Annotated in this window: 20 protein-coding genes, 1 tRNA gene and 1 pseudogene; 11 read left to right on the forward strand and 11 right to left on the reverse strand. The window is 63.9% G+C overall.

Annotated elements, in window-relative coordinates:
* Window positions 1-8 precede the first annotated feature (8 nt).
* On the reverse strand, window positions 9-785 hold the full coding sequence (ubiE, locus tag LB532_RS17675; protein WP_140640591.1) for a bifunctional demethylmenaquinone methyltransferase/2-methoxy-6-polyprenyl-1,4-benzoquinol methylase UbiE: 777 nt from the start codon (window positions 783-785) through the stop codon (window positions 9-11).
* 133 nt (window positions 786-918) lie between these two features.
* On the opposite strand from ubiE, the gene LB532_RS17680 reads away from it, so the two are divergent.
* The 3 genes from LB532_RS17680 (at window position 919) to LB532_RS17690 (ending at window position 3,404) form a co-directional block, all read left to right on the forward strand.
* Entirely contained in the window at window positions 919-1,893 is a 975-nt protein-coding gene (locus tag LB532_RS17680; RefSeq protein ID WP_140640593.1) for an adenosine deaminase, read from the forward strand.
* Window positions 1,894-2,023: 130 nt separating this feature from the next.
* Window positions 2,024-2,653 (forward strand): uracil phosphoribosyltransferase, encoded by a 630-nt coding sequence (gene upp / locus LB532_RS17685; protein WP_140496366.1) that lies wholly within the window; start codon window positions 2,024-2,026, stop codon window positions 2,651-2,653.
* 187 nt (window positions 2,654-2,840) lie between these two features.
* Window positions 2,841-3,404, forward strand: a complete 564-nt coding sequence (locus tag LB532_RS17690) for a TIGR02281 family clan AA aspartic protease (RefSeq protein WP_140640595.1) — start codon at window positions 2,841-2,843, stop codon at window positions 3,402-3,404.
* Between the two features lie 45 nt (window positions 3,405-3,449).
* Here LB532_RS17690 and deoA read toward each other — a convergent pair whose 3' ends face one another.
* The 6 genes from deoA to LB532_RS17720 form a co-directional block, all read right to left on the reverse strand.
* The gene (deoA, locus tag LB532_RS17695) at window positions 3,450-4,769 is read right to left on the reverse strand and encodes a thymidine phosphorylase (protein WP_140640597.1); all 1,320 of its coding nucleotides are present in this window, start codon (window positions 4,767-4,769) and stop codon (window positions 3,450-3,452) included.
* Window positions 4,769-5,575, reverse strand: coding sequence for a purine-nucleoside phosphorylase (locus LB532_RS17700; protein WP_140640599.1), 807 nt, complete (start codon window positions 5,573-5,575; stop codon window positions 4,769-4,771). The genes deoA and LB532_RS17700 overlap by 1 nt, the downstream gene beginning before the upstream one ends.
* The gene (cdd, locus tag LB532_RS17705) at window positions 5,572-5,964 is read right to left on the reverse strand and encodes a cytidine deaminase (protein WP_140640601.1); all 393 of its coding nucleotides are present in this window, start codon (window positions 5,962-5,964) and stop codon (window positions 5,572-5,574) included. The genes LB532_RS17700 and cdd overlap by 4 nt, the downstream gene beginning before the upstream one ends.
* 69 nt (window positions 5,965-6,033) lie before the next feature.
* Window positions 6,034-7,005: an ABC transporter permease gene (locus LB532_RS17710; protein ID WP_140640603.1), complete on the reverse strand. Its 972-nt coding sequence runs from the start codon at window positions 7,003-7,005 to the stop codon at window positions 6,034-6,036.
* Window positions 7,005-8,144: an ABC transporter permease gene (locus LB532_RS17715; RefSeq protein WP_140640605.1), complete on the reverse strand. Its 1,140-nt coding sequence runs from the start codon at window positions 8,142-8,144 to the stop codon at window positions 7,005-7,007. Before LB532_RS17715 ends, LB532_RS17710 begins: the two co-directional genes overlap by 1 nt.
* Entirely contained in the window at window positions 8,141-9,673 is a 1,533-nt protein-coding gene (locus tag LB532_RS17720; RefSeq protein WP_140640627.1) for an ABC transporter ATP-binding protein, read from the reverse strand. Before LB532_RS17720 ends, LB532_RS17715 begins: the two co-directional genes overlap by 4 nt.
* A gap of 215 nt (window positions 9,674-9,888) precedes the next feature.
* Between LB532_RS17720 and LB532_RS17725 the strand changes: the two genes are divergently transcribed.
* Both LB532_RS17725 and LB532_RS17730 read left to right on the forward strand, forming a co-directional pair.
* Window positions 9,889-10,098, forward strand: a complete 210-nt coding sequence (locus LB532_RS17725) for a SlyX family protein (RefSeq protein WP_140513732.1) — start codon at window positions 9,889-9,891, stop codon at window positions 10,096-10,098.
* A gap of 18 nt (window positions 10,099-10,116) precedes the next feature.
* The gene (locus tag LB532_RS17730; RefSeq protein WP_140640607.1) at window positions 10,117-10,524 is read left to right on the forward strand and encodes a hypothetical protein; all 408 of its coding nucleotides are present in this window, start codon (window positions 10,117-10,119) and stop codon (window positions 10,522-10,524) included.
* 123 nt (window positions 10,525-10,647) lie between these two features.
* Here LB532_RS17730 and LB532_RS17735 read toward each other — a convergent pair whose 3' ends face one another.
* From LB532_RS17735 to LB532_RS17745, 3 genes are all read right to left on the reverse strand, one after another.
* Window positions 10,648-11,637 carry a BMP family protein gene (locus LB532_RS17735; RefSeq protein WP_140496350.1) on the reverse strand — a complete coding sequence of 330 codons (990 nt, stop codon included), beginning with the start codon at window positions 11,635-11,637 and terminating at the stop codon, window positions 10,648-10,650.
* 192 nt (window positions 11,638-11,829) lie between these two features.
* Window positions 11,830-12,147 carry a hypothetical protein gene (locus tag LB532_RS17740; protein WP_140513730.1) on the reverse strand — a complete coding sequence of 106 codons (318 nt, stop codon included), beginning with the start codon at window positions 12,145-12,147 and terminating at the stop codon, window positions 11,830-11,832.
* Window positions 12,148-12,273: 126 nt separating this feature from the next.
* Window positions 12,274-12,915 (reverse strand): hypothetical protein, encoded by a 642-nt coding sequence (locus LB532_RS17745; RefSeq protein ID WP_224557012.1) that lies wholly within the window; start codon window positions 12,913-12,915, stop codon window positions 12,274-12,276.
* Window positions 12,916-13,393: 478 nt separating this feature from the next.
* Here LB532_RS17745 and LB532_RS17750 point away from each other — a divergent pair.
* From LB532_RS17750 to LB532_RS17765, 4 genes and pseudogenes are all read left to right on the forward strand, one after another.
* Window positions 13,394-13,483, forward strand: a tRNA-Ser gene (locus LB532_RS17750).
* 281 nt (window positions 13,484-13,764) lie between these two features.
* The gene (locus tag LB532_RS17755) at window positions 13,765-14,067 is read left to right on the forward strand and encodes a DUF982 domain-containing protein (protein WP_140640609.1); all 303 of its coding nucleotides are present in this window, start codon (window positions 13,765-13,767) and stop codon (window positions 14,065-14,067) included.
* Between the two features lie 651 nt (window positions 14,068-14,718).
* Complete coding sequence (locus LB532_RS17760) at window positions 14,719-20,826, forward strand: autotransporter domain-containing protein (RefSeq protein ID WP_224557014.1); 6,108 nt, start codon at window positions 14,719-14,721, stop codon at window positions 20,824-20,826.
* A 218-nt stretch (window positions 20,827-21,044) separates the two neighbouring features.
* Window positions 21,045-21,398: pseudogene (locus tag LB532_RS17765) on the forward strand (3-oxoadipyl-CoA thiolase); the annotation flags it as partial.
* Window positions 21,399-21,674: 276 nt separating this feature from the next.
* Here LB532_RS17765 and LB532_RS17770 read toward each other — a convergent pair.
* The gene (locus LB532_RS17770; protein ID WP_140641748.1) at window positions 21,675-21,842 is read right to left on the reverse strand and encodes an Arm DNA-binding domain-containing protein; all 168 of its coding nucleotides are present in this window, start codon (window positions 21,840-21,842) and stop codon (window positions 21,675-21,677) included.
* Window positions 21,843-22,196: 354 nt separating this feature from the next.
* Between LB532_RS17770 and LB532_RS17775 the strand changes: the two genes are divergently transcribed.
* Together LB532_RS17775 and kdpF are read left to right on the forward strand one after the other, a co-directional pair.
* A complete protein-coding gene (locus LB532_RS17775; RefSeq protein WP_140641746.1) occupies window positions 22,197-22,499 on the forward strand; it encodes a DUF982 domain-containing protein in 303 nt (100 codons plus the stop codon).
* Between the two features lie 431 nt (window positions 22,500-22,930).
* On the forward strand, window positions 22,931-23,020 hold the full coding sequence (gene kdpF, locus LB532_RS17780) for a K(+)-transporting ATPase subunit F (protein ID WP_140641745.1): 90 nt from the start codon (window positions 22,931-22,933) through the stop codon (window positions 23,018-23,020).
* Window positions 23,021-23,032: the final 12 nt, after the last annotated feature.

Raw genomic sequence — 23,032 nt, forward strand, 5'->3', positions numbered from 1 at the left:
GGCCTGCCTCAAAGCTTCCAGCCCGAATGAAGCGCGGCGATGCCGCCGGAATAGTTGCGGAACGAGACCCGATCGAAGCCCGCGCGGGTTATCATGGAAGCAAAATTCGCCTGGTTGGGGAATTTCGCGATCGACTCGACGAGATAGGAATAAGGCTCGCCGTCGCCGGTGACGGCCTTGCCGATCTTCGGAATGGCCTTGAACGACCAGGCCTCATAGACCTTGTCGAGCAACGGCATCTCGACCTCGGAAAATTCCAGGCACAGGAATCGACCGCCCGGCTTCAGCACGCGGAATGCTTCGCCGAGCGCGACGTCGATCCTGGGCACGTTGCGGATGCCGAAAGCGATGGTGTAGGCGTCGAAGGTGGCGTCCGCGAAGGGCAGTTCCTCGGCATTGGCTTCGACGAAGTCGGTGTTGCCGGACATGCCTTTTTTTTGCGCCCTGTCGCGACCGACGGCGAGCATCGAGCCGTTGATGTCGAGCACGGTGGCATGAGCATGCCCATGGCTGGCATCGACGACGCGAAAGGCAATGTCGCCGGTGCCGCCGGCGACATCGAGCACGCGCCAGCCCGGCCGCTTCGGCGGATTGAGCCAGGTTACCATGGCATCCTTCCACAGCCGGTGCAGGCCGCCCGACATCAGGTCGTTCATAAGGTCGTAGCGGTTGGCGACCTTGTGGAAAACATCGTTGACCAGGGGCTGCTTGTCGCCTGCCCCTACACGCTTGAAACCATAGGAGGTTTCCATGCCGCCGGCGGCCGTGGTTCTCTCAACTGACATTTTTTTGATCCGTCATAAAACCGGCGGGACCATAGCCGATCGATGGTGCGGGCGCTATTGTTTAAGGCGCGGTGTTCGGCCGCGCTTCCAGGTGGCGGGTTTCGAGACCTGGACTGACCGACGGGATGTTTGAATGCCTTTGAAAGCGGAACTGCACTGCCACATCGAAGGGGCAGCGGCACCGGAACTCGTCATCCGACAGGCGCAGAAATACGGCAAGGACACCTCGCCCTATATCCAGAACGGCTCTTTCGTCTGGCACGATTTCACCTCCTTTCTCGCCGCCTATGATTTCGCCTCCGACCTGTTCCGGACCGAGGAAGACTATGCGCGGCTGGCTGACCATTATCTGACCAGCTTGGCTCGTGACGGCGCCATCTACTCAGAGGTCTTTACCTCGCCGGATCATGCCACGAAGGCGGGCCTGTCGCCCAAGGCCTATACTGACGCGCTCGGCGAAGGCATGGCCCGCGCCAAGGCCAAGACCGGCATCGAGGGCCGCATGATCGTCACCGGCGTGCGCCATGCCGGCGTCGAGTCCATAGAGCAGGCAGCGCGCTTCGCCGCGCGCTGCGGACATCCGCTGGTGACCGGCTTCGGTGTCGCCGGCGACGAGAGGGTCGGCGAGATGGAGGACTACGTCAGGGCATTCGAAATCGCCCGCGAGGCCGGGCTCGGGATTACCGTCCATGCAGGCGAACTGACGGGGTGGGAGACGGTCCAGGCGGCGCTCGATCACATCCGCCCGTCGCGCATCGGCCATGGCGTGCGCGCCATCGAGAATCCCGATCTTGTCCGGCGCATCGCCGAGGAGGGGGTGGTGCTGGAATGCTGTCCCGGCTCCAACATTGCGCTGAAAGTGTTCGACAGTTTTGCTGCTCACCCATTCTCCGCCCTGCTCGCGGCCGGCTGCAAGGTGACGCTCAACTCGGATGACCCGCCCTATTTCTGGACCTCGCTGAAACGCGAATACGACATCGCGGCGGAATATTTCTCGATGAACGAGAAGGCGCTGGCCGCCGTCACCCGAACGGCCATCGAGGCGGCTTTCGTCGACAGGAAGACCAAGGCGACGCTGCTCAGCCGGCTGGATGCGAAGGCCAGGTGAATGAAGGCAGGGTGAACAGTGACTGGCCAGCAGTGGGCAGTTGGGCCGAGCGAGCATCGGGACTCGCAAATCGGCTCACTATTCACTACTCACTATTGGCTACTCACCACGAACCACGTCGGAGCACATCATGAAGGGCGTCACCGTCGTCGACCACCCGCTTGTCCAGCACAAGCTGAGCATCATGCGCAAGAAGGAGACCTCGACGGCCGGTTTCCGGCGGCTGCTGCGCGAGATCTCGCTGCTGCTCGGCTATGAGGTGACGCGCAATCTCGAACTCACGACGACGACCATCGAAACGCCGATCGAAACGATGGAGGCGCCGACGCTGGAAGGCAAGAAGCTGGTCTTCGCCTCCGTGCTACGCGCCGGCAACGGCTTGCTCGAAGGCCTGCTCGATCTGGTGCCGGCGGCCCGCGTCGCCCATATCGGCCTCTACCGCGACCATGAGACGCTGGAAGCGGTCGAATATTTCTTCAAGGCGCCGAGCGATCTCGCCGACCGGCTGGTCATCGTCGTCGATCCGATGCTGGCCACCGCCAATTCCGCGATCGCGGCGATCGACAAGTTGAAGGGGCGCGGCGCCACCAACATCCGCTTTCTGTGCCTGCTGGCGGCGCCCGAAGGCATCGAGCGCTTCACGAAGGCACACCCCGACGTTCCCGTCTTCACGGCTTCCATAGATCGCCAGCTCAACGAGAAGGGCTACATCATGCCCGGCCTCGGCGACGCCGGCGACCGCATGTACGGGACAAAGTGATTTACCGAAAGTTTACGCAACGGCGCGGTTTCGAGCGGCGTTAAAACGGCAAACACCATCCCGGTGTTAAGGATCGGCCTTCACGACAGCGCCGCGCGTCCTGTCGGACGCCGCAGCACTTTGATTTGCGCGTGATCCTTTCCGAAAATCGATCCCGATTTTCGGGGTCATGCGCCGGGGCCGATCCATGCTGCGCAAGCTACTTATCCTCAGCGTCCTTGCCGGTACATCGGCATCCATCCCGATTGTCTATCAGTCGAATCCGCAGATGTTCGAAAGCCTGCTGAAAAAGGCGATGACGGCCAAGCCGGCGGGCGACGCCCGTCCGGAAGTCGCCTTGGCAGCGGCTTCCGACAAGCCGGTGGCGCCGTTGCCGATGGGCCGCAAGGTTGTCGTCACGGCTGACGCGCGAGGGCATTTCTCGTCGGCCTTCAAACTGAACGGACGCCAGATCGACGGCATGATCGATACCGGAGCGACACTGGTCGCCGTCAACACCTCGACGGCGCGCAGGATCGGATTGTCGCTGAACCCGTCGGACTTCAGTCATGAGGTCAACACGGCTAACGGCACGATCAACGCGGCGGTGGTGATGATCGACCGTCTGCAGATCGGCGGCATCACCGTCAACGACGTGCAGGCCATCGTGCTCGATGACAAGGCGCTGCGCACCAATTTGATCGGCATGAGCTTTCTCAATCGGCTGGGCAAATACCAGGCCGAAAACGGCACACTGCTTCTTGTCCAATGAGCGGGCATCGCCGGTCGGAACCGTACACACTTTCCTGGAGTTGCTTTAGCCACGCGGCAGGATGCGCCGGATGACCGACTTGTCGGCAGGCGGCTTGGAAGCGCCGATCGCATAGGCCGAAAGCACCGTTGCCGCCGCAGCTTCGGCGTCGGACACCGAGCGGGCATGGACCAGCGCCAGCGGCTCGCCAGCTCGAACCTCGGCGCCGACCGGCAACAGCCTGGTGATGCCGACCGCCGGGTCGACCTTGTCGTCGGGCCGGGTGCGGCCGCCGCCCAGCCCGACCACGGCAAGGCCGATATCGCGCGTGGCAATGCCGGTAACGAAGCCGTCCGCGGTCGCTCTCACCGCGTGTTCCGTTGGCGCAACGGGCAAATACCTTTCCGGCTTGTCGATGAAATCGGCGGGGCCGCCGAGCACCGTCACCATGCGCGCGAAGGTGGCGGCGGCGCGGCCGCTGGCAAGCGTTTCGGTGGCGCGCCGCATGCCGTCCTGGTTGGACGGCACCAGACCAGCCGCCTGCAGCATTTCGGCGGCGAGCGCCAGCGTTACGTCCTCCAGGCGCCGGTCGCGAAGGCGGCCGGTCAGGAAATCGACGGCGTTGCGCACCTCGACCGCATTGCCCGCGGCCGAGGCCAGCGGTTCGTTCATGCCGGTGACCAACGCCGAAACTTTCAGTCCGGCGCCGCTTGCGACTTCGACCAGGCTGTTGGCGAGCGCCGTCGCGTCGCGCGACTTCTCCATGAAGGCGCCATTGCCGACCTTGACATCGAGCACCAGCGAGCCCAGGCCCGCCGCCAGTTTCTTCGACAGGATCGAGGCGGTGATCAGCGGCACCGACTCCACGGTTCCGGTCACGTCACGGATGGCATAGAGCCGGCGGTCGGCCGGCGCGAGGTCCGCGGTCTGGCCGATGATGGCACATCCCGCTTCCAGCACGGCCCTGCGAAACAGCGCGATGTCGGGCTGGCTGGCGTAGCCGGGAATGGAATCCATCTTGTCCAGCGTGCCGCCGGTATGGCCGAGGCCGCGGCCCGATATCATCGGCACATAAGCGCCGCAGGCAGCGACGATGGGCGCCAGCATCAGCGAGACGTTGTCGCCGACGCCGCCTGTCGAATGTTTGTCCGTGACCGGGCCGGGCAGGTCCGACCAGTCGAGCACGTCGCCGGAATCGCGCATGGCCAATGTCAGCGCCACGGCCTCGTCGCGGCTCATGCCGTTGAAGAACACCGCCATGGCGAAAGCCGCGACCTGGCCGTCGGTGACGGCGCCATCGGTTACGCCGGCGATGAAGTCGGCGATTTCGCGCGCCGGCAGCCTGTGGCCGTCACGCTTGTGGCGGATGATTTCCTGCGGAAGCATCAGTTCTCCAACAGCCCGTCGCGGAACACACGCTTCAGGATCGTCGCCAGCCGCGCGCCGCCGACCGGGGCCATATCCTTGGTCTCCTGGTGCGAAAGCTCGGCTCCGGTCATGCCGGCGGCAAGATTGGTGATGATCGAGCAGGCGGCGACACGCAGGCCAAGGAAGCGGGCAAGAATGACTTCCGGCACGGTCGACATGCCGACGGCGTTGGCGCCCATGATGCGCGCCATGCGGATCTCGGCCGGCGTTTCGAAGCACGGGCCGGAGAACCACATGTAGACGCCCTTGTGCAGCGCCGTGCCGGTCGCCTTCGCCGCCTGTTCGATCGCCGTGCGGATGCCGGCATCGTAGGCTTCGGTCAGGCCGACGAAACGGCGGTCGCTCGGCTCGCCGATGAGCGGGTTGGTGCCCGAGAAATTGATGTGGTCCGATATCACCATCACCGAACCCGGCCCCATCTCCGGATCGACCGAGCCGGCGGCATTGGTGAGGATCAGCTTGGTGATGCCAGTGCCGGCAAGCACCTCCAGCACGGGCCGCATGGCCGCCGCGTTGCCGTGCTCGTAATAGTGGGCGCGGCCCGACAGCATCAGCACCGGCGTGCCGGCAACCAGCCCGGCTACCACCTCTCCGGCATGGCCGGAAACGCCGCTTCGGGGAAAGCCGGGCAGGTCGGCATAGGAGACACGGATCGGGTTCTCAACCTGGCTGACCAGCCCTCCCAGGCCAGACCCCAGCACCAGCGCCGTGGTCGGCGCCAGGCCGTCCAGCCGTTCGATCAGATGGTCGAGCGCTTCCTTCATTTCAGCATGTCGCCGCGAAAGCCGTAAGGCAGCATGTCGCCCATGGCCACGGTTTCGGCGACGCCCGCATTGTCGCAGAGATAGAGTTTCGTTTCCGGACGGCAGAATTCGGCCAGCCGCTGCCGGCAGCCGCCGCAAGGCGAGCATTTGGCCATGCGCTCGGCAATGACGGCGATCTCCACGATCTTGCCGCCGCCGCCCATGATGTAATGGCCGAGCGCCGTCGTCTCGGCGCACCAGCCTTCCGGATAGGAGGCGACCTCGATATTGGCGCCTGTGAAGACGCGCCCGTCTTCGGTACGAAGTGCCGCACCGACCGGAAATTTCGAATAGGGGGCATAGGCCTTGGCCATGGCAGCCTTCGCCGCTTCGAACAATTCATGCGACATTTCAGTGTTCTCTCCGATGAACTTGTCCAAAAGCCGGCGCTTCTTTTGCGCCGGGCCGCGCCTCGATCCTCAGCGTTCCTTGACATAGGGCACGCCGCCGGCGCGCGGCGGGATCGCCTTGCCGATGAAACCGGCGAGCAGGATGACGGTGAGAATATAGGGCAGAGCCTGCATGAACTGCACCGGCACCTTGCCGATGAGCGGCAGCGGCGAGCCTTGCAGGCGGATCGACAGGGCGTCGAGGAAGCCGAACAGCAGGCAGGCGAACATGGCGTTGACCGGCTTCCACTTGGCAAAGATCAATGCGGCCAGCGCGATGTAGCCCTTGCCGGCGGTCATGTCCTTCACGAAGCCGCCATTCTGCACCATCGAAAGGTAGGCGCCGGCGACGCCGGTAAGGATGCCGGTGCAGATCAGCGCCCTGTAGCGCAGCCAGGCGACCGAGATGCCGGCGGTGTCCACGGCGGCCGGGTTTTCGCCGACCGCGCGCAACCTGAGGCCGAAGCGCGTGCGAAACAGCACCCACCAGGTGAACGGCACCATCGCGAAGGCGAGATAGACCAGTATCGAGTGGCCGGAGATCAGTTCCGAATAAATCGGTCCCAAGATCGGCACATCCCTGACTGCGGCAGCGCCCGGCCAGACAATCGCGTCGAACCGCTCGCCCGGTTGCAGCGCCGGCGTGCGCCCGCCCTGCTGGAACCAGGCCTGGCCCAGGATAATGGTCGAACCGGCGGCGATGAAGTTGATCGCAACGCCCGAAACGATCTGGTTGCCGCGATGGGTGATCGAGGCAAAGCCGTGCACCATGGCGAAGGCAACCGAGATCAGGATGGCCATGCCGAGACCGAGAAGGGCCGAGTGGAAGACCGACGCGGCGGCGGCGCCCGCGAAGGCGCCGACCAGCATCTTGCCTTCGAGGCCTATGTCGAAAATGCCAGCCCGCTCCGAGTAGAGGCCGGCGAGACAGGCAAGCAGCAGCGGTACCGACAGGCGGATGGTCGAGTCCAGAACCTGGACGATGGCGTTGAGGAGGTCCATCAGGCGCCCTTTCCCTTGACCGCTTCCATGCCGACGGATCTCGGATTGAAGGAGGCAAACAGTGCCTGGATGTAAGGCCTGAACATGTGCTCGAGCGCGCCGGCGAACAAGATGACCAACCCTTGAATGATGACGATCATGTCGCGGCTGATCGCGGGCATCTCGAAGGCAAGTTCGGCGCCGCCCTGGTAGAGCATGCCGAACAAGATTGCCGCCAGCACGATGCCGACAGGGTGCAGGCGGCCCATCAATGCCACCGCGATGCCTACGAAGCCGGCGCCTGAGACAAAATCGATCGCGACATTGTGCTGGTCGCCCATCACCGGATTGAGCGCCATCATGCCGGCAAGCGCGCCCGAGATCATCATGGCAGTGATGATGATGCGGGTTTCCGAAATGCCGGCATAGCGCGCCGCCTTTGGGCTGTGGCCGTAGGTGCGCATCTCATAGCCGAGCTTGGTGCGCCAGATCAGTAGCCAGACCAGGAAGGCCATGACCAGCGCCAGCAGGAAGGAGATGTTGAGCGGTGCCGAGCGGATCTTGGCGCCGAACAGCTCGATGACCCAGTTGAGTTTCGGCAATTCCGCGCCCGCCAGGAAGTTGCGCGTCTGCGGCGCCTGCGAGGCTGCCGGTTTCAACGGGCCGACCAGCAGGTAAACCATGATCGAAGCGGCGATGAAGTTGAACATGATGGTGGTGATGACGATGTGCGAGCCGCGCCTGGCCTGCAGATAGGCGGGGATCAGCGCCCACAAGGCGCCCACGGCCGCCGAAGCCACGATGGCCAGCGGAAATGTCAGCCACCATGGCAGCACGCTGTCGAAGGAAAGACAGACGATGGCGATGCCGAGGCCGGCGATGTAGGCCTGCCCCTCGGTGCCGATGTTGAACAGGCCGCAATGCGCTGCCACCGCCACCGAAAGCCCGGTGAAGATGAAGGTGGTGGCATAGAAGAGGGTGAAGGCGATGCCTGTTCCCTTGCCGAAGGCGCCCTCGACCAGGATGACGGCGGCACGGAACGGGTTCTCGCCGACCAGAAGCACGACGAAGCCGGCGACGATGAAGGCCACCGACAGATTGATCAGCGGGATCAGCCCATAGTCGGCCCAGGCCGGCAATTTGGCATAGGGCGTGCTCATTGCGCCGCCTCCTGGCGCTCAACACCCGCCATCAGCAGGCCGAGCTCGCCCTCGCTCGCCTCCGGCCCGCGCTCGCCGACAATGCGGCCGGCAAACATCACCAGGATGCGGTCGGAGAGCGAGCGGATCTCATCGAGCTCGACCGACACGACCAGCACGGCCTTGCCCTGGTCGCGCATGGCGATCAGGCGCTTGTGGATGAATTCGATGGCGCCGACGTCGACGCCGCGCGTCGGCTGGCCGACGATGAGAACGCCAGGGTCCTGTTCGATTTCCCGCGCGAGCACGATCTTCTGCTGGTTGCCGCCGGAGAAGTTGGCGGTCTTCAGCCGAGGATTGCCGGGGCGGATGTCGTATTTCTCGATCTTGTCCTTGGCATCGGCAACGATGGCGTCGATGTTGAGGAAGGGCCCTCTGAGGTAGCGGGGATCGTCATGATAACCGAGGATGGAATTCTCGTTCTCCTCGAAGGCCAGCACCAGCCCGACATGATGGCGATCCTCAGGCACATGGGCCAGGCCGCGGTCGCGCAGTTCGCCGGGATCCGCCTTGCCGGTGAGATCGATCGGCTTGCCCTCGAGCATCACCGAACCGGAAACGGCGTGCCTGATGCCGGAGATCGCCTCGAGCAGTTCGGACTGGCCGTTGCCGGCGACACCGGCGATGCCGACGATCTCGCCGGCGCGCAGGTCGAAGGAGATGTCGTCGACCATGGTGACGCCGCGGGAATCCTTGACCGTCAGGTTCTTGACCGCGAGTTTTACCGCGCCGGCTTCCGCTTCGCCCTTCTCCACCCGCAAGAGCACGCGGCGCCCGACCATCAGCTCGGCCAGTTCCGCGACGGTGGTCTTCTTCGTTTCCCTGGTTGCCACCATCGTGCCCTGGCGCATCACCGAAACCGTGTCGGTGATGGCCATGATCTCGCGCAATTTGTGGGTGATCAGCACCACCGTCTTTCCCTGCTCCTTCAATTGCTTGAGGATGCGGAAGAGGTGGTCGGCCTCGGCCGGCGTCAGCACACCGGTCGGCTCGTCGAGGATCAGGATCTCGGCGCCGCGATAGAGCGCCTTCAGGATCTCGACGCGCTGCTGCAGGCCGACCGGCAATTCCTCGATGATAGCGTCGGGATCGACTTCGAGGCCGTATTCACGCTCCAGCCGCTGCAGTTCGGAACGCGCCTTGGCGATGCTTTTCTTCAGCAAGGCGTCGCTTTCGGCGCCGAGGATGACGTTCTCCAGGACCGAGAAATTGTCGACCAGCATGAAATGCTGGTGCACCATGCCGATGCCGAGCGCGATCGCATCGTTGGGCGTGCTTATCGATGCCGGCTTGCCGCCGACGCGGATCTCGCCGCTGTCGGCCTGGTAGAAGCCATACAGAATCGACATCAGCGTCGACTTGCCGGCGCCGTTCTCGCCGACGATGCCGTGGATGGTGCCGCGCGCGATTTCCAGGTTGATGTCGCGGTTGGCGCGCACGGCGCCAAAACTCTTGTTGATGCCGATCAGTTCGATTGCAGCCAGTTCGATCGCGGCATGCGCCATGCAGCCTGTCCCACTCTTATTTTTTTATCGCTTGGTCAAAATGCCTAGCATGACGCTCCGCCCGTGCCAATTGGCCGGAGCAGCGTCCACTCTCGACAAATCCCGGCGCGCTTGTCAATTTCGAACGTGGCCGAAGCTCTCATATTCGCTAATATGGGCAATCCGGTTTGACGCTGCGACGCAACGCCTGAGGACTTCGCATGACCATGCCCGCCGACCGGCTGACGACGCTGGAGATCCGCTCCGCCGAGCAGGAGAAGACCATCGAGGAACTGTCAGGCCAGATCGCCGAGCAGTGGAAGGTGATCGAACGCATGCAGCGCAAGCTCGACGCGCTGACCGACCGCTTCCTGGCGCTGGAGGAACAGGCGGCACCCGACGTGCCGGTGACCAAACCGCCGCACTGGTAGGGAAGGGAAGCGGGAGCGATGGCCAGCGACCGCATTGCAAGGGCCGGCGACTACGTGCTTGGCCTGATGAACGATGCAGAGCGCGAACGGGCAGAGCGCGATCTGGAGATCGACCCCGCCTTTCGGGATGCCGTGGTCCAGCTTGCCGAGCGCATGCATCTTTTCGACCGCGCCGAACCTTCCGGCGACGATCGCTGGCGGCTAATCTCGCAGCGCATCGCCGAACTGCCGCAGATGCGCCCGCCCGGCGATGACGAGGCGAAACCTTCGGTGGTGATCCGCAAGCTGGGGCGCCAGCCCTACGGCGTGGGCGTGCACGCGCTCGGCGGCCGGCGCGGCGCGGTCATCGCCATCTTGCTGATCGCGGTCTTTGCCCTTGGCTACCTCGTGGGGGCTTGGTCGACGGGCGGGGCGCTTCTGCCCTGACGTCCACGACAATCTCACGGGCGCTCCCCACTGGCACTGTCCTATGCGACCGGGCCCGACCTCCGGCCTCAAAAACAAACCGCCGGACTTTCACCCGGCGGTTCGAAACTTAGTGCTTACCGATCAATACGGGCAGGCGTTGTCGGCGGTGTAGTCGTGTACCTCGACCTTGCCGGCGATGATGTCGGCCTTGGCCTTCTCGACCGCCGCCTTCATCTCGTCGGTCACCAACGCCTTGTTGTTGTCGTCCATGGCGTAGTCGACGCCGCCTTCCTTGAGGCCGAGATTTTCGACGCCACCCTTGAAGGTGCCGTTCTTGCCGTCCATGAAGGCGGTGTAGACGGCAACGTCCACGCGCTTCAACATCGAGGTCAGAACCTTGCCGGGCTGGAGGCCGTTCTGGTTGGAATCGACACCGATGCCGAGCTTGCCGGCATCAGCCGCCGCCTGCAGCACACCGACGCCGGTGCCGCCGGCGGCCGCATAGACCACGTCGGAACCCTGGTCGATCTGCGTCTTGGCGATCTCGCCGCCCTTGGCCGGGTCGTTCCAGGCGGCCGGCGTGTCGCCGGTCATGTTCTGGATGACGTCGGTCGCGCCTGCCGATTTGGCGCCGCCGACATAGCCGCATTCGAACTTGCGGATCAGCGGAATGTCCATGCCGCCGACGAAGCTCACCTTCTTCGTCTTGGAGGCCATCGCCGCCATGATGCCGACGAGATAGGAGCCTTCATTCTCCTTGAATACGAGCGAGCGGACATTGGGCAGGTCGACGGCATCGTCGATGATGGCGAAGTTGAGATCGGGATATTCGGTCGCGACCTTCTTCAGCGCATCCTCCCAGGCGAAGCCGGCCATGACGATCGGGTTGTGGCCGTCCTCGGCGAAGCGGCGCAACGCCTGCTCGCGTTGCGAAGCGTTGGAGACCTCGAACTCGACATAGGGAACGCCGGTCTCGGTCTTGAACTTTTCGGCGCCATGGTAGGCCGCCTCGTTGAAGGATTTGTCGAACTTGCCGCCGAGATCATAAAGGATGGCCGGCTGCACATCCGCGGCGAAAGCCGGAAGAACCATTGCAGTTGCGGCCAGAAGGCCGAGAACGATACGTTTCATGTGATCCACACCCTGTCGGTTATTTTTTCCGTTACGCCCCGCCCGCCTGCCCGGTTCTCCGGCATGCGCGCGACGTCAGCCAGGAGTGTATATTCCCCTCCCGCTCAGCGGCAATCTGGCACGGCCCGAAACAAAATTCACGTGGAATTTTGACCTTTTGGAAAAGCATGGCGGGTGTGATGCCGGTGCCCTTCAGGCAAATTGTCCCGTGCGCCGCTGCCGCCTGTAGCCGATGGCGTAGAGCAGCAAGGCAAGCACCGCAAACACGGCAAAGCCCGGCTGGTTGAGCACCCAGGCGATGGCGCCGTCCCATAGCAGCGGGCCGGCCTTGGCGCGAACGAAGCTTTCAAAGGCGGCGCGCGTGTCGGGCGACACGGCCAGCCAGCTTGCATTGAGCGGGGTCAGCACCAGTGCCGAGGCGGCGACCGTGCGCGTCGTGTCAAGCACCGCCATGATGACCGAAATCGACAGCGCGACCATGGCCGCGAGACGAAAGACAAAGCGAAACATCAAAGACCCTTCCCCTGGCCGATCCCCAAACTCCCGAGGATCACCGGCGGTGTTCCGAACGAGAAATAGAGCGCGCAGGCCCCATTCGCAATCACGGCACGCGAATTGAATCGCGGCCGACGCAGCCTACCCGGCCGGCCTGCGCTTGCGCCGGTTGGCGAGCCAGACGGCGAGAATGCCGCCGGCAATGGCGCCGACCACCAGCCCGACCAGGCCGATGAAGGCGGCGAAGTAGCCGCACGCACCCTCGAAGCAACTCACGTCGGTGACATCGGCGATGAGCGAACCGGCCAGGAAACCGCCCACCGCGCCGACGACCGCGCCGAGGATGATGCCGAGCAGCGCGGCGACAATGGAAACGAAGACCGACGGCGCTTCGGCTCGCGGCTTGGCATAAACGGTCTCGGCGCCGGAGCCGCGGCGCAACAGGTAGATGCAAAGCAGGCCGATGGCGATCTCGGCGGCGGTGCTGGCTAGGCTTCTGGCGGAGAAGACGAAGCCCGGCACGACGAGTGCATAAGCGTGACTTGCCAGCAGCCATATGATCGTGGCGGCCTGCCAGATGGTGAAGTGGCTGGGGAAGCGCGCCGACCGGCCGAAGGCGAGGCCGAGCAGGTAAAGTCCCCATAGGATGGTGATGACGTCGGCGACGAGCCCGCTGAAGACGAAATAGAAAACGGCGTCCGGCAGGCCTGAACTCCCCACCAGCCACAAGGCCGACGCCAGCCAATAGACCGACAGGGCCATGACGATAACGAGCCAGCCCACCGGGACGTAGGAAAGTCCGCTGTCCGGATGTCGGGCCGGGACCTTTCCCTCGGCCGGTGGCTGCCCATTGTCAGGCTTACCGCCCGGAATTCCGCTGCTCGACGCCATGTTGCGACGATGCCCCCGCAAAGCCTTTCGGACACTCGACAGGCCGCTCGGGACGAAGTCAAGCGCGGCTGGCCTCGCAGCCTTGCCCGTGCACATCATCAAGCAGCGATTGAAGTGGCGGGCCTCCGATCGGATGTGCCGGCGGCCCCCATGAACGCCGTGTGGCCGGCAAAGCGAATTGACCGCCGTTATGGCTTGGCATTCGGCGCCGGATCGACTAGATGAGCCCCGCGCCTGTTGCTTTGACGGCTCAGGTGCGGGCAGGGCGTCCGCTGGTTGGCGGCGCCCGGTGCGGGAAGTTCCGCAGCCCCAAAGGGAGAGCATCTCCCCAACCCGCGCGGCGAAACCGGCCGACGCGAAAGGCAAGGACGGAGAGGTGGCCGAGTGGTTGAAGGCGCACGCCTGGAAAGTGTGTTTACGGGAAACCGTAACGCGGGTTCGAATCCCGCTCTCTCCGCCAGTTTTCGCCGATTGGCTTGATCGATTGAATTTGTTCCGCCTTCGGCGAGGGCAGATGTCTCACGCCGATACCTTGGAGTGGAATGCGCCCGGGTCGAACCGCGATCAGCGGCGGCGGTTTTTGTTGTGTTGTTCCATGCGCCCGGCAAGCCACCACCCGCGCATGCCTAAAAATGCGTCTCTCCGCTCTGGAACTTCCCGCCCCATACCGCGTTTCCCGGCGTCTCATTAGTCGATCCCGCCAGGATTTTCAAAGCACTGTGACAACCAGGAGCCCGCTTCATGCACGACAAGCTGTTTCACTCACCGGTCGCGTTGACCGTCGGCCTCGGCTTCAAGCGTGAAATTGCCTCGCTCGCCGAAATGCACGATTTCCTCACCGAGTGGACGACCTCCCGCCGCGGCCCGCTCTATCGCAATGCGGTGAAGGCATGCGCCCTCGCCATCCCCGGTTACATCACCATCGAGCAGGCGCGTCGAGCGCTGGTCGAATTTGCGGAAGCCGCCGGTATCCTTTGGCCCGAGGTCGATCCGGCCCTGGGGGCACGCGTCGTTGCGCGCGGCCGCGGCGGCTACGCCGCCTGATCATCGTGGCGTCGCGGTGACCTGATCCGCGCCACCTCCAAAGGCCCGGCCTGGTCTCCCAGCCGGGCTTTTCCTTCGCGGACTATGCGGCCTCGGCAGTGATAGCGCCGGCAATCGTCGAAGGCGATGGCTTGCGGGCCATCGCCCGAAGACCGGACGACGACAGATAATTCCGGACATCACACTGGAATTGGCTGATCTGAAATTCCATCGGACCCTGCCAACAGCCGCAACGGCAACAGCTTGTCTGTTCTGAGACTCTCAAAGGAGAGCGACCCGTTTGCGCGAAGAGTCTCGGGCACCGGCAGACGTACAAAAACTCCAAAGAAAAGAGCCAGAAGGCCGCCGATTCGACCTTTCAGATGGAGCCGTGCTGCATCCGCTTGCGCGTCGGTGCGAAAATCTCCTCCGCCAGCGTTTTGGACCGCAGGGGGACGCCGGTGGTGTGAGTTTTTAGCTCTGCGCTAGCGTATCGTGCACACGCATTTACTCTATCTTCCTCAACCTGTAATAGAGTGCCCGTGGCGGTTGGTCTGAACGGTGCCCACTGCTAACCAATGCGAAACGCCAGTTCGGGGTGGCGGCCTCGACGGTGGAGGGGGACTGCTGGTGTCTCATATTCTTTATCCAATTGGCAGGGGTAGAGGGTTCATGTTGCGGCAAACGACCGCGATGAGCAGCAACGGCATTTCGCCGGCCAGGAAACCGTCGTTCACCGGTCACCCCGGCTACCCGACAGGAGCCGCCTGGGAACGGCCGTCTTCGATCGGCGAGCAAGCCAGGTGCTTGTCGGCCTCGCAGTCGAATCCGCTTTTGCGCGCTCTGGTCGCTGCCGGATTATTCGTCGGCATCGCTTCGCCTGCCATGGCGCAGGTGGTTTGTTCTCCCGTGGCAGGCACCGCCTGCGGTGCGGCGGGCGGAGCTGGGGGGCCTGACCGTGCTTCCAATGGCGGCGAAGGCAATGGGCAGGGTGGGGCGTCACAGGACCTCTCGCAAGGGCGCGCGCCTGTTTACGGGCTGCCGGCATCCGATGGCCACGGCGGCGCTGGCGCCACTGGCACTGATTCAGATGGTTCCAGCGGCCCTGCGGGCGGACAGGGCGGTAACCTGGGCACGCTGGCCGGCAGTGTCGTGACCGGAGGACGTGGTACGGATGGCTCCCTGGACGAACACATAGCGAGCGGCGGCGGCGGCGGCGGGGCGGCTGAATTTATCCCAGGGGGCGTCTTCACGTCCGGTGGGATCTCTTATGTAGGCGGCGGAGGCGGCAACGGTGGCGCGCCCACACAAGCCACCGGCGGCGGCGGCGGGGGCGGCGGCGGCGCTGGGCTCATCGTGGGTACGGCGAGCGGCAACCATCAGCTAACGATAACCGGTGGATCTTCCGTCACAGGTGGCGCAGGCGGCAATGGCGGCGAAAACATAGCCGCTACCCCCCCCACTTGGGGCGGTGGCGGTGGCGGCGGCGGTGACGGCGTGCTGCTGCTTGGCCAAGATGCCGCGGTCGTCATCGATGCCACCGGCCTTGTTGCAGGCGGCGCCGGCGGCGCGGGCGGCTATGGCACCTTCGCTAAGGGAGACGACGGCGATTCTGGCGCGGGCATCCGGGCCATGGGTATCGGCCTCAACGTAGACAACCATGGCACGATCCGAGGTGGTAGCGGCACTGGCGGCGGCGCGGCGGGCGTCGGCATCATCACGCAGGGTGCGGCCAACATCACCAACTACGGCATGCTTTCGGGCGGCACGGACACAAACGGCCGCGCATCCTCGGTGCTGTTCAACGGGACGAACAACACGCTCAACCTACAATCCGGATCGACGGTGCTTGGCGCCGTCGAGGTGGGCTCCGGTGCTTCCGCGACGATCGATCCGGACACCACGGTCACCATCGACGGAGCCAGGCTGGATGGCGGTGGCGCGCAGCTTCTGCTCGACCTGGCATCGGCGTCGCTCGACATGGGGTCGAGCATCACCGGCACAGGGGACGTCTCGGCTTCCGGCACCGGTGCGTTGACGCTGCACGGCGTCAACCTCATGGGCTCGCTCGATCTCGCCAACTCGGGCGGCGTGGTTACGTCCGGTGGCGTCATCGGCACCAGCGGCCTGCAGCACTATGCCGGCCCCGTCCAGATCGGCGCCGACACGACATTCTCGAGTACGAGCAATTCCATCACCTTCGACCGATCCATCGACGGCAGCCATGCGCTCGAGGTGGATGCGGTGACGGGCAATGTAAACTTTGGCGGCGCGCTTGGTGGATTGCAGGCGTTGAGTTCAGTGGTTGTGCACTCGAACACGCTCTCAATCGGCGGGGTAAACGCCGGGTCGCTCTATCTCGATGTGGCAACCAGTATCACGCAGTCCGGCGCGTTCTCGATCACCGGCGCCAGCATCTTCCAGACCGATGGCGATCTTACCCTCACCAATGCGAGCAACGCCTTTGGCGGCGCTTTGCAGATTCAGAGCGCCAATGTCGACGTTACCGCATCAGGCGACCTGAATGTCTCGTCGCTGTCGGCCGCCCCTCTCGGTGACATCACGCTGACCAGCGGCGGCGTCCTCACCTTGCCCACGACCGGTCTCTCCACGGGTGGTACGATCATCCTCAAGGGCGCCTTTGTTCCTGGCGAGCTGTCCGCGCGATCCATCGATCTGGACGCAACAGGCGGCCTCATCTTCGACGACAATGTCATCGCGACTGAAGACCTCGCGCTGCATGCCATCGGAAACATCAGCCAGACGGCGGGCGTGATCGTCGCTAACATGATAAGCGCCGATGCAGGCAGCAACGACGTGACCCTGAGCCAGGCCGGCAACGCGATCAATACGGTCGAGGACATATCCGCGCGCGCTTTGAGCATCGCGAACAGCACGGCGCTGACCTTCGCAGGCACCGTCCATGTGGATACGCTCGATCTGAACGTCGGAGTGGGTGCATCCATCACTGGATCGGTCACGGCGGATACGGTTGCTAATCTGTCCACCGGCACCACGCTTACCGTCGGCGCCGGCGGAACGGCCGGCACCCTTCAGGCCGACGTCGTCGATGATGGTGTGTTGGCATTCAATCGCAGCGATGCGGTGAGCTTTGCCGGTGCCTTGAGCGGCTCGGGAACTCTCGTACAGCGCGGAAGCGGCAGCCTAGTCTTCGACGGCGATGGCTCGGCCTTCCAGGGTCAGACGCGCGTCGAGGCTGGCGAATTTGTGGTCGGCAGTGTCTCGGGAAGCGGCGCCAATCTGGCGGGCGACATCACCGTTGCCGATGGCGCGACGCTTGGCGGGCATGGTTCGGTCGGCACGACGACAGTGCTGAGCGGTGGCACGCTGGCGCCCGGCGCCTCGATCGGGACGCTGACCGTCAATGGCGACCTGGTGATGGCACAAGGGACGAAGCTGGACTTCGAGTTCGGCGCGCCGGGAGTGGGCGACAGCGTAAGCGTCAACGGCAATCTCTCGCTCAATGGCGTCGAGCTGGACGTCACGGATACCGGGACGATGGGACCTGGCGTCTACCGTATTTTCGATTATAGCGGCACGTTGTCGGAGACCAATGGCGGGATTACTTTCGGCTCTATTCCAGGCGGCTCGCAGTTTCAGTTGCAGACGCTGCTCGGACAGAAGCAGATCAACCTGCTCAATGTCGGCGGAGCGACGCTGAATTTCTGGAATGCCAACGGCCTGGCATCGGGCAGCCAGCGCGGAGGCGGCGACGGCACCTGGTCGACCACGTCACCGGTATGGACGGATGAAAACGGCTCGATAACGGGAGCGATGAGCCCGCAGCCGGGCTTCGCCATTTTCGGCGGTGAGGCCGGCCTCGTCTCGGTGGACGGCATCGACGGGAACGTCGTGGCATCAGGCATGCAATTCACCTCGGACGGCTATCATTTGGTTGGCGATGCATTGACGCTGGTGGCGGATGCCGGTCATCCGGCTCCGGTGGAGATCAGGGTCGGCGACGGCGGCGCGGGTTCGGAGAACTGGATCGCGACGATAGACAACGAGGTCGCCGGCACCGACGGGCTGAGGAAAACCGGCGCCGGCACACTGGTGCTTGGCGGGACCAACACCTATTCGGGCGACACCGAGATCGACGCCGGCGTGCTTTCTGCTTCGGCGGATGCCAATCTTGGGGACTACAACGGCGCGCTCACGTTCAATGGCGGTACGTTGCAGGTGACCGGCACCACCTTCGACGCGACGGCCCGTGCGGTGACGCTGGGCGCCGCCGGCGGCACGATCGACATCGTCGATGCCGGCAACCAGTTCCGGATCGGCGCGAGGATCGAAGGCGACGGAGGCCTGACCAAGGCCGGCGCGGGCGCGCTGCGGCTCGGCGCGGCGAGCTCCTATGCCGGTGCGACGGTGGTCGAGGCGGGCACGCTGGCACTGGATGGCGACGGCTCGGTCGCGGCGAGTTCCAGCCTGTCGCTCAATGGCGGCAGCTTCGACATCGCCGGCATCGCCGCCGATGCGACCGGCGTCAACACGCTCTCTGGCGCCGGCGGTAGCATCGCGCTGGGCGGCAAGACGCTTGTCGTGAGCCAGGCCGCGGATGCCGTCTATGCCGGTACGATCAGCGGCGGCGGCGTCTTCGTGAAAGAGGGCAATGGCAGCCTCACCATGACTGGCGACAGCAATGACGGCGCCGGCGGCAGCGTGACGGTGGAAGGCGGCGTGCTTGCCCTTGCCGGCACCGGCTCGCTCGCAAGCCGGTCGCTCGTCGTCGACGGCGGCATATTCGACATTGCGGCTCTGGCGGCCGGCGGCACCACCGTGCAGGGCCTTTCCGGCACGGGCGGCGTGCTTTCGCTGGGCGACAAGACGCTGACCACCGATCAGGCTGTGGACGCGACCTTCGCCGGCGTGCTGAGCGGCACGGGCGCCTTCGTCAAGGAAGGCGATGCAGAGCTGACGCTGACCGGCGACAGCTCGGCCTTTGCGGGTCTGGTCTCGATCATGGGCGGTGGTCTGTCGACGCAGGCACAGCTTCTCAGCGGCGATGTCGATATTGCCGCCGCGGGCACCCTTACCTTCGACCAGACGAGCAATGCCGCCTACGCCGGTGCGTTTTCAGGTGCTGGCGCCTTCATCAAGCAAGGATCGGCCATTCTTGCCTATGACGGCGACGGCTCGGGCTTCACCGGCACCACCACGGTTGCGGAAGGATCGCTGATCGTCGGTTCGGACAGGGCGCATGGGGATGCCGTGCTTGGCGGCGCGGTCGATGTGCTGACCGGCGCGTTGCTCGGCGGCCATGGCACGTTGGGCTCTGTGACGCTCGGCAGCGGCGCCACCATCGCGCCCGGCAACTCGATCGGCACGATAAACGTCGCCGGCGATATTACCTTCGCCGCCGGCTCCACCTATGAGGTGGAAGTCGATCCGGCCGGCACCGACAGCGACCTGATTCACGCCACCGGCCAAGCCACGCTCAATGGCGCCTCGGTTGCCCATATCGGGCTCGGCGGAACCTACAAGCCGTCCTCCCTTTATACGATCCTCACCGCCGATGGCGGGCTGACGGGCACCTTCGGCGACGTGACCTCCGATTTCGCGTTCCTCAACCCGGCGCTCAGCTACGATGCCGACAGCGTCAATCTGCGACTGGTACGCAACGACGTCGACTTCTGCATGGCCGGCATGACGGCGAACGAATGCGCGACCGGCACGGGGGCAGAGTCTGTCGGCTCCGGCAATGCCATCTATGACGCCATTGCCGGCCTCAGCGCGTCCCAGGCCGGCAATGCCTTCGACCAGCTTTCGGGCGAGGTGCATGCGAGCGTGAAGAGCGTGCTGATCGACGACAGCCACTTCGTGCGCGATGCCGCCACCGACCGCATCCGCTCAGCCTTCGCAGCCGTCGGTTCCGAGATCACGCCGGTGCTTGCCTATGGAGAAGACGGCAACAGGCTGGCCGCCGCCGATACGCCCGGCACCGCCGCCTGGGGCAGGGCTTTCGGGGCTTGGACCGATCTCGACGGCGATGGCAATGCGGCGGCGCTTAGCGCCTCCACCGGCGGCTTCCTCACCGGCATCGATGCGGGCCTCGGCGACAACTGGCGCGCCGGCGTCATGGGCGGCTACAGCCACACCTCGTTCGACGTCGGGGGCCGAGCCTCTTCCGGCGACAGCACCAACTGGCATCTCGGCCTCTATGGCGGCGGGCAATGGGGAGCATTGGGGGTAAGAGCCGGTGCAGCTTACACTTGGCACGACATCGAGACCGCCCGTTCCGTCGCCTTCCCGGGCTTCGCCGACAGCCTGTCGGGTGATTATAGCGCCGGCACCGCGCAGGTGTTCGGCGAAGTAGCCTACGACATCAAGGCGGGCGCGATCGGTCTCGAGCCCTTCGCCAACCTCGCCTATGTCAACCTGCACACCGACGGCTTCACCGAGAAGGGTGGGGCGGCGGCGCTGACCAGCGCCTCCTCCGATACCGACGTCACCTTTACCACGCTCGGCCTTCGTGCCTCGACCAGCCTCACGCTCGGCACCGTCGAGGCGACCGCGCGCGGCATGCTGGGCTGGCTCCATGCCTATGGCGACACCGCGCCGCTGTCGTCCTTCGGCTTCGCCGGCTCCGACGCCTTCTCGATCGCAGGCATCCCCATCGCCAAAGACGCCGCCTTCGTCGAGGCCGGACTCGATCTCAATCTCTCCCCCAACACAACGCTGGGCATCGCCTATCAAGGCCAGTTCGCAGGTGGCGCAAATCAGAACGGATTCAATGCGACCTTCAAGGTTCAGTTCTAGGGAAGGCCAGCCAACCATGCCTATTTCCGAAAGCATTCTGTCGCAAATCGGAAACAGGGCCACACAAGGGAAGCCCATATGTGGAACGGCTCAGGCTGCAATGATTTCGAACTGCTCGTGAGTGAAGGACGCGGATTATAATAGGCAACCTCGCCGGTTGTGTCGCCAATCCGGGATGAGGTCGCAGTGAGACGCCTTGCGCTAATCAGGCCGGCGAGGACAACCGCAACGTGGCGCGCATGTCGTCCCTGCTCGCGGGCCTGCCGGTCGATGTTCCAGGAACTACCATCAACCGGCTTTGCGGCTCCGCATGGATGCCGTCATCACCGCCGCCCGCGCGATCAGTGCGGGCGAAGGCCGAGCTGATGGTCGCTGGCGGCGTGGAAAGCATGTCGCGCGCGCCCTTCGTGGCGCCGAAAGCCGAGGCCGCATTTTCGCGTAATGCCGAGATCCACGACACGACGATCGGCTGGCGCTTCGTCAACCCCCTCATGGAGAAACTCCACGGAACCGACACCATGCCGCGGACCAGCCAGAACGTCGCCGACGATTTCGGCAAGGTGTGGTTCTGATCGCGGCGATCGACAACAATCCCTAAGGCGAGGTTTACGCCGATCGCCTTGACGCGCTCGCCGGCGGGGCTGGCTGCGGCTTCGAGCGTCTTTCGCCGCGCGAGGAGGACTGGAATGCTGAACGGAAGGCCAAGGGTGATGAGTAAGCCAAAGGCAGGAAGAAGAGAGGAGGAAGACCGGCTGCCGCATGCCCGCCGCTAGACATGGCTGGGCTTCTTGGAAGCTTTTCGAACTTTCTGGGTTGCGCCTCCGCCCGAATTGCGCGTGTTTATGAGACTACTTGGGACATCGCAATAGCCATGATCGCCCGCCGCCCGGCGTGATTTGGAGCATGAGCCCGGCAACACCGCCAACGGCAAACAGAGCGTTGACCGGTTTGATCGATCCGGGGTGTTTCAAGTTCTTGACGGTTAGTGCTGAAAGCTCCTTCACGATCTTCGGCATTTCTAAACCCATCATCTTACCCGCCAAAAATATTGGCATTGGATGATGCGAATTGCAACGGCGCGAGACAGCCATTTCAGATTAACACGTTGATATGTCTATATGGTTTGCACTTGTTGAGACAACTTGAGATCGCAATAATGGCTGTCGCTCTCTCCGCCATCCTGCTTCGCTCTTTCGAGCTTTGCAGGACAAAGCTCGCAACGGCGGCTTTCAAAAAATTCGGATAGATCAATTGCGGAACATTCAGCCTGGTTGTTCCGGAACCTCCTGCTTCCTAATGCTTTCCCGGCGTCTCATTAGTCGATCCCGCCAGGATTTTCAAAGCACTGCGACAAACCAGGAGCCCGCTTCATGCACGACAAGCTGTTTCACTCACCGGTCGCGCTGACCGTCGGCCTCGGTTTCAGGCGCGAGATCGCTTCGCTCGCCGAAATGCACGATTTCCTCACCGAGTGGACGACCTCCCGCCGCGGCCCGCTCTATCGCAATGCGGTGAAGGCATGCGCCCTTGCCATTCCTGGTTACATCACCATCGAGCAGGCGCGTCGAGCGCTGGTCGAATTTGCGGAAGCCGCCGGTATCCTTTGGCCCGAGATCGATCCGGCCCTGGGGGCACGCGTCGTTGCGCGCGGCCGCGGCGGCTACGCCGCCTGATCATCGTGACGTCGCGGTGACCTGATCCGCGCCACCTCCAAAAGGCCGGCCTGGCCTCCCAGCCGGGCTTTTCCTTCCCGGACTATGCGGCCTCGGCGGTTGACAGCGCCGGCAATTGTCGAAGGCGATGGCTTGCGGGCCATCGCCCGAAAACCTTTATAAAATTCCTATTTCTTTCCCACCCGCACCGTCTCGAACCTTTATGGCGGTCGGGTCCATATTCGCCTGACCAAATTTGAAGCGTCGTGCCATGAAATTACGCCGGTCGTCTTCGCGGTATTGCGGGCCATTCAACACAAGATTCGCAGTACAAGGTTCATAAGGAAAAATTCACAATGGACATCGTCGTTCTCGGGATAGGGGCTTTGTTTTTCGCCCTGTCCTTCGCTTACGTCAAAGCCTGCGACAGAATTTGAGCGGAAGATCGGACCATGCTTATCGATTACATCCTCGGTGGCGGCGTGACGTTGTTCCTGCTCGCCTATCTGACATACGCCCTGATCCGCCCGGAACGCTTCTGACCGGCGCACGGA

The sequence above is a fragment of the Mesorhizobium sp. ESP-6-2 genome, assembly GCF_020164675.1.
GTDB lineage: Bacteria > Pseudomonadota > Alphaproteobacteria > Rhizobiales > Rhizobiaceae > Mesorhizobium.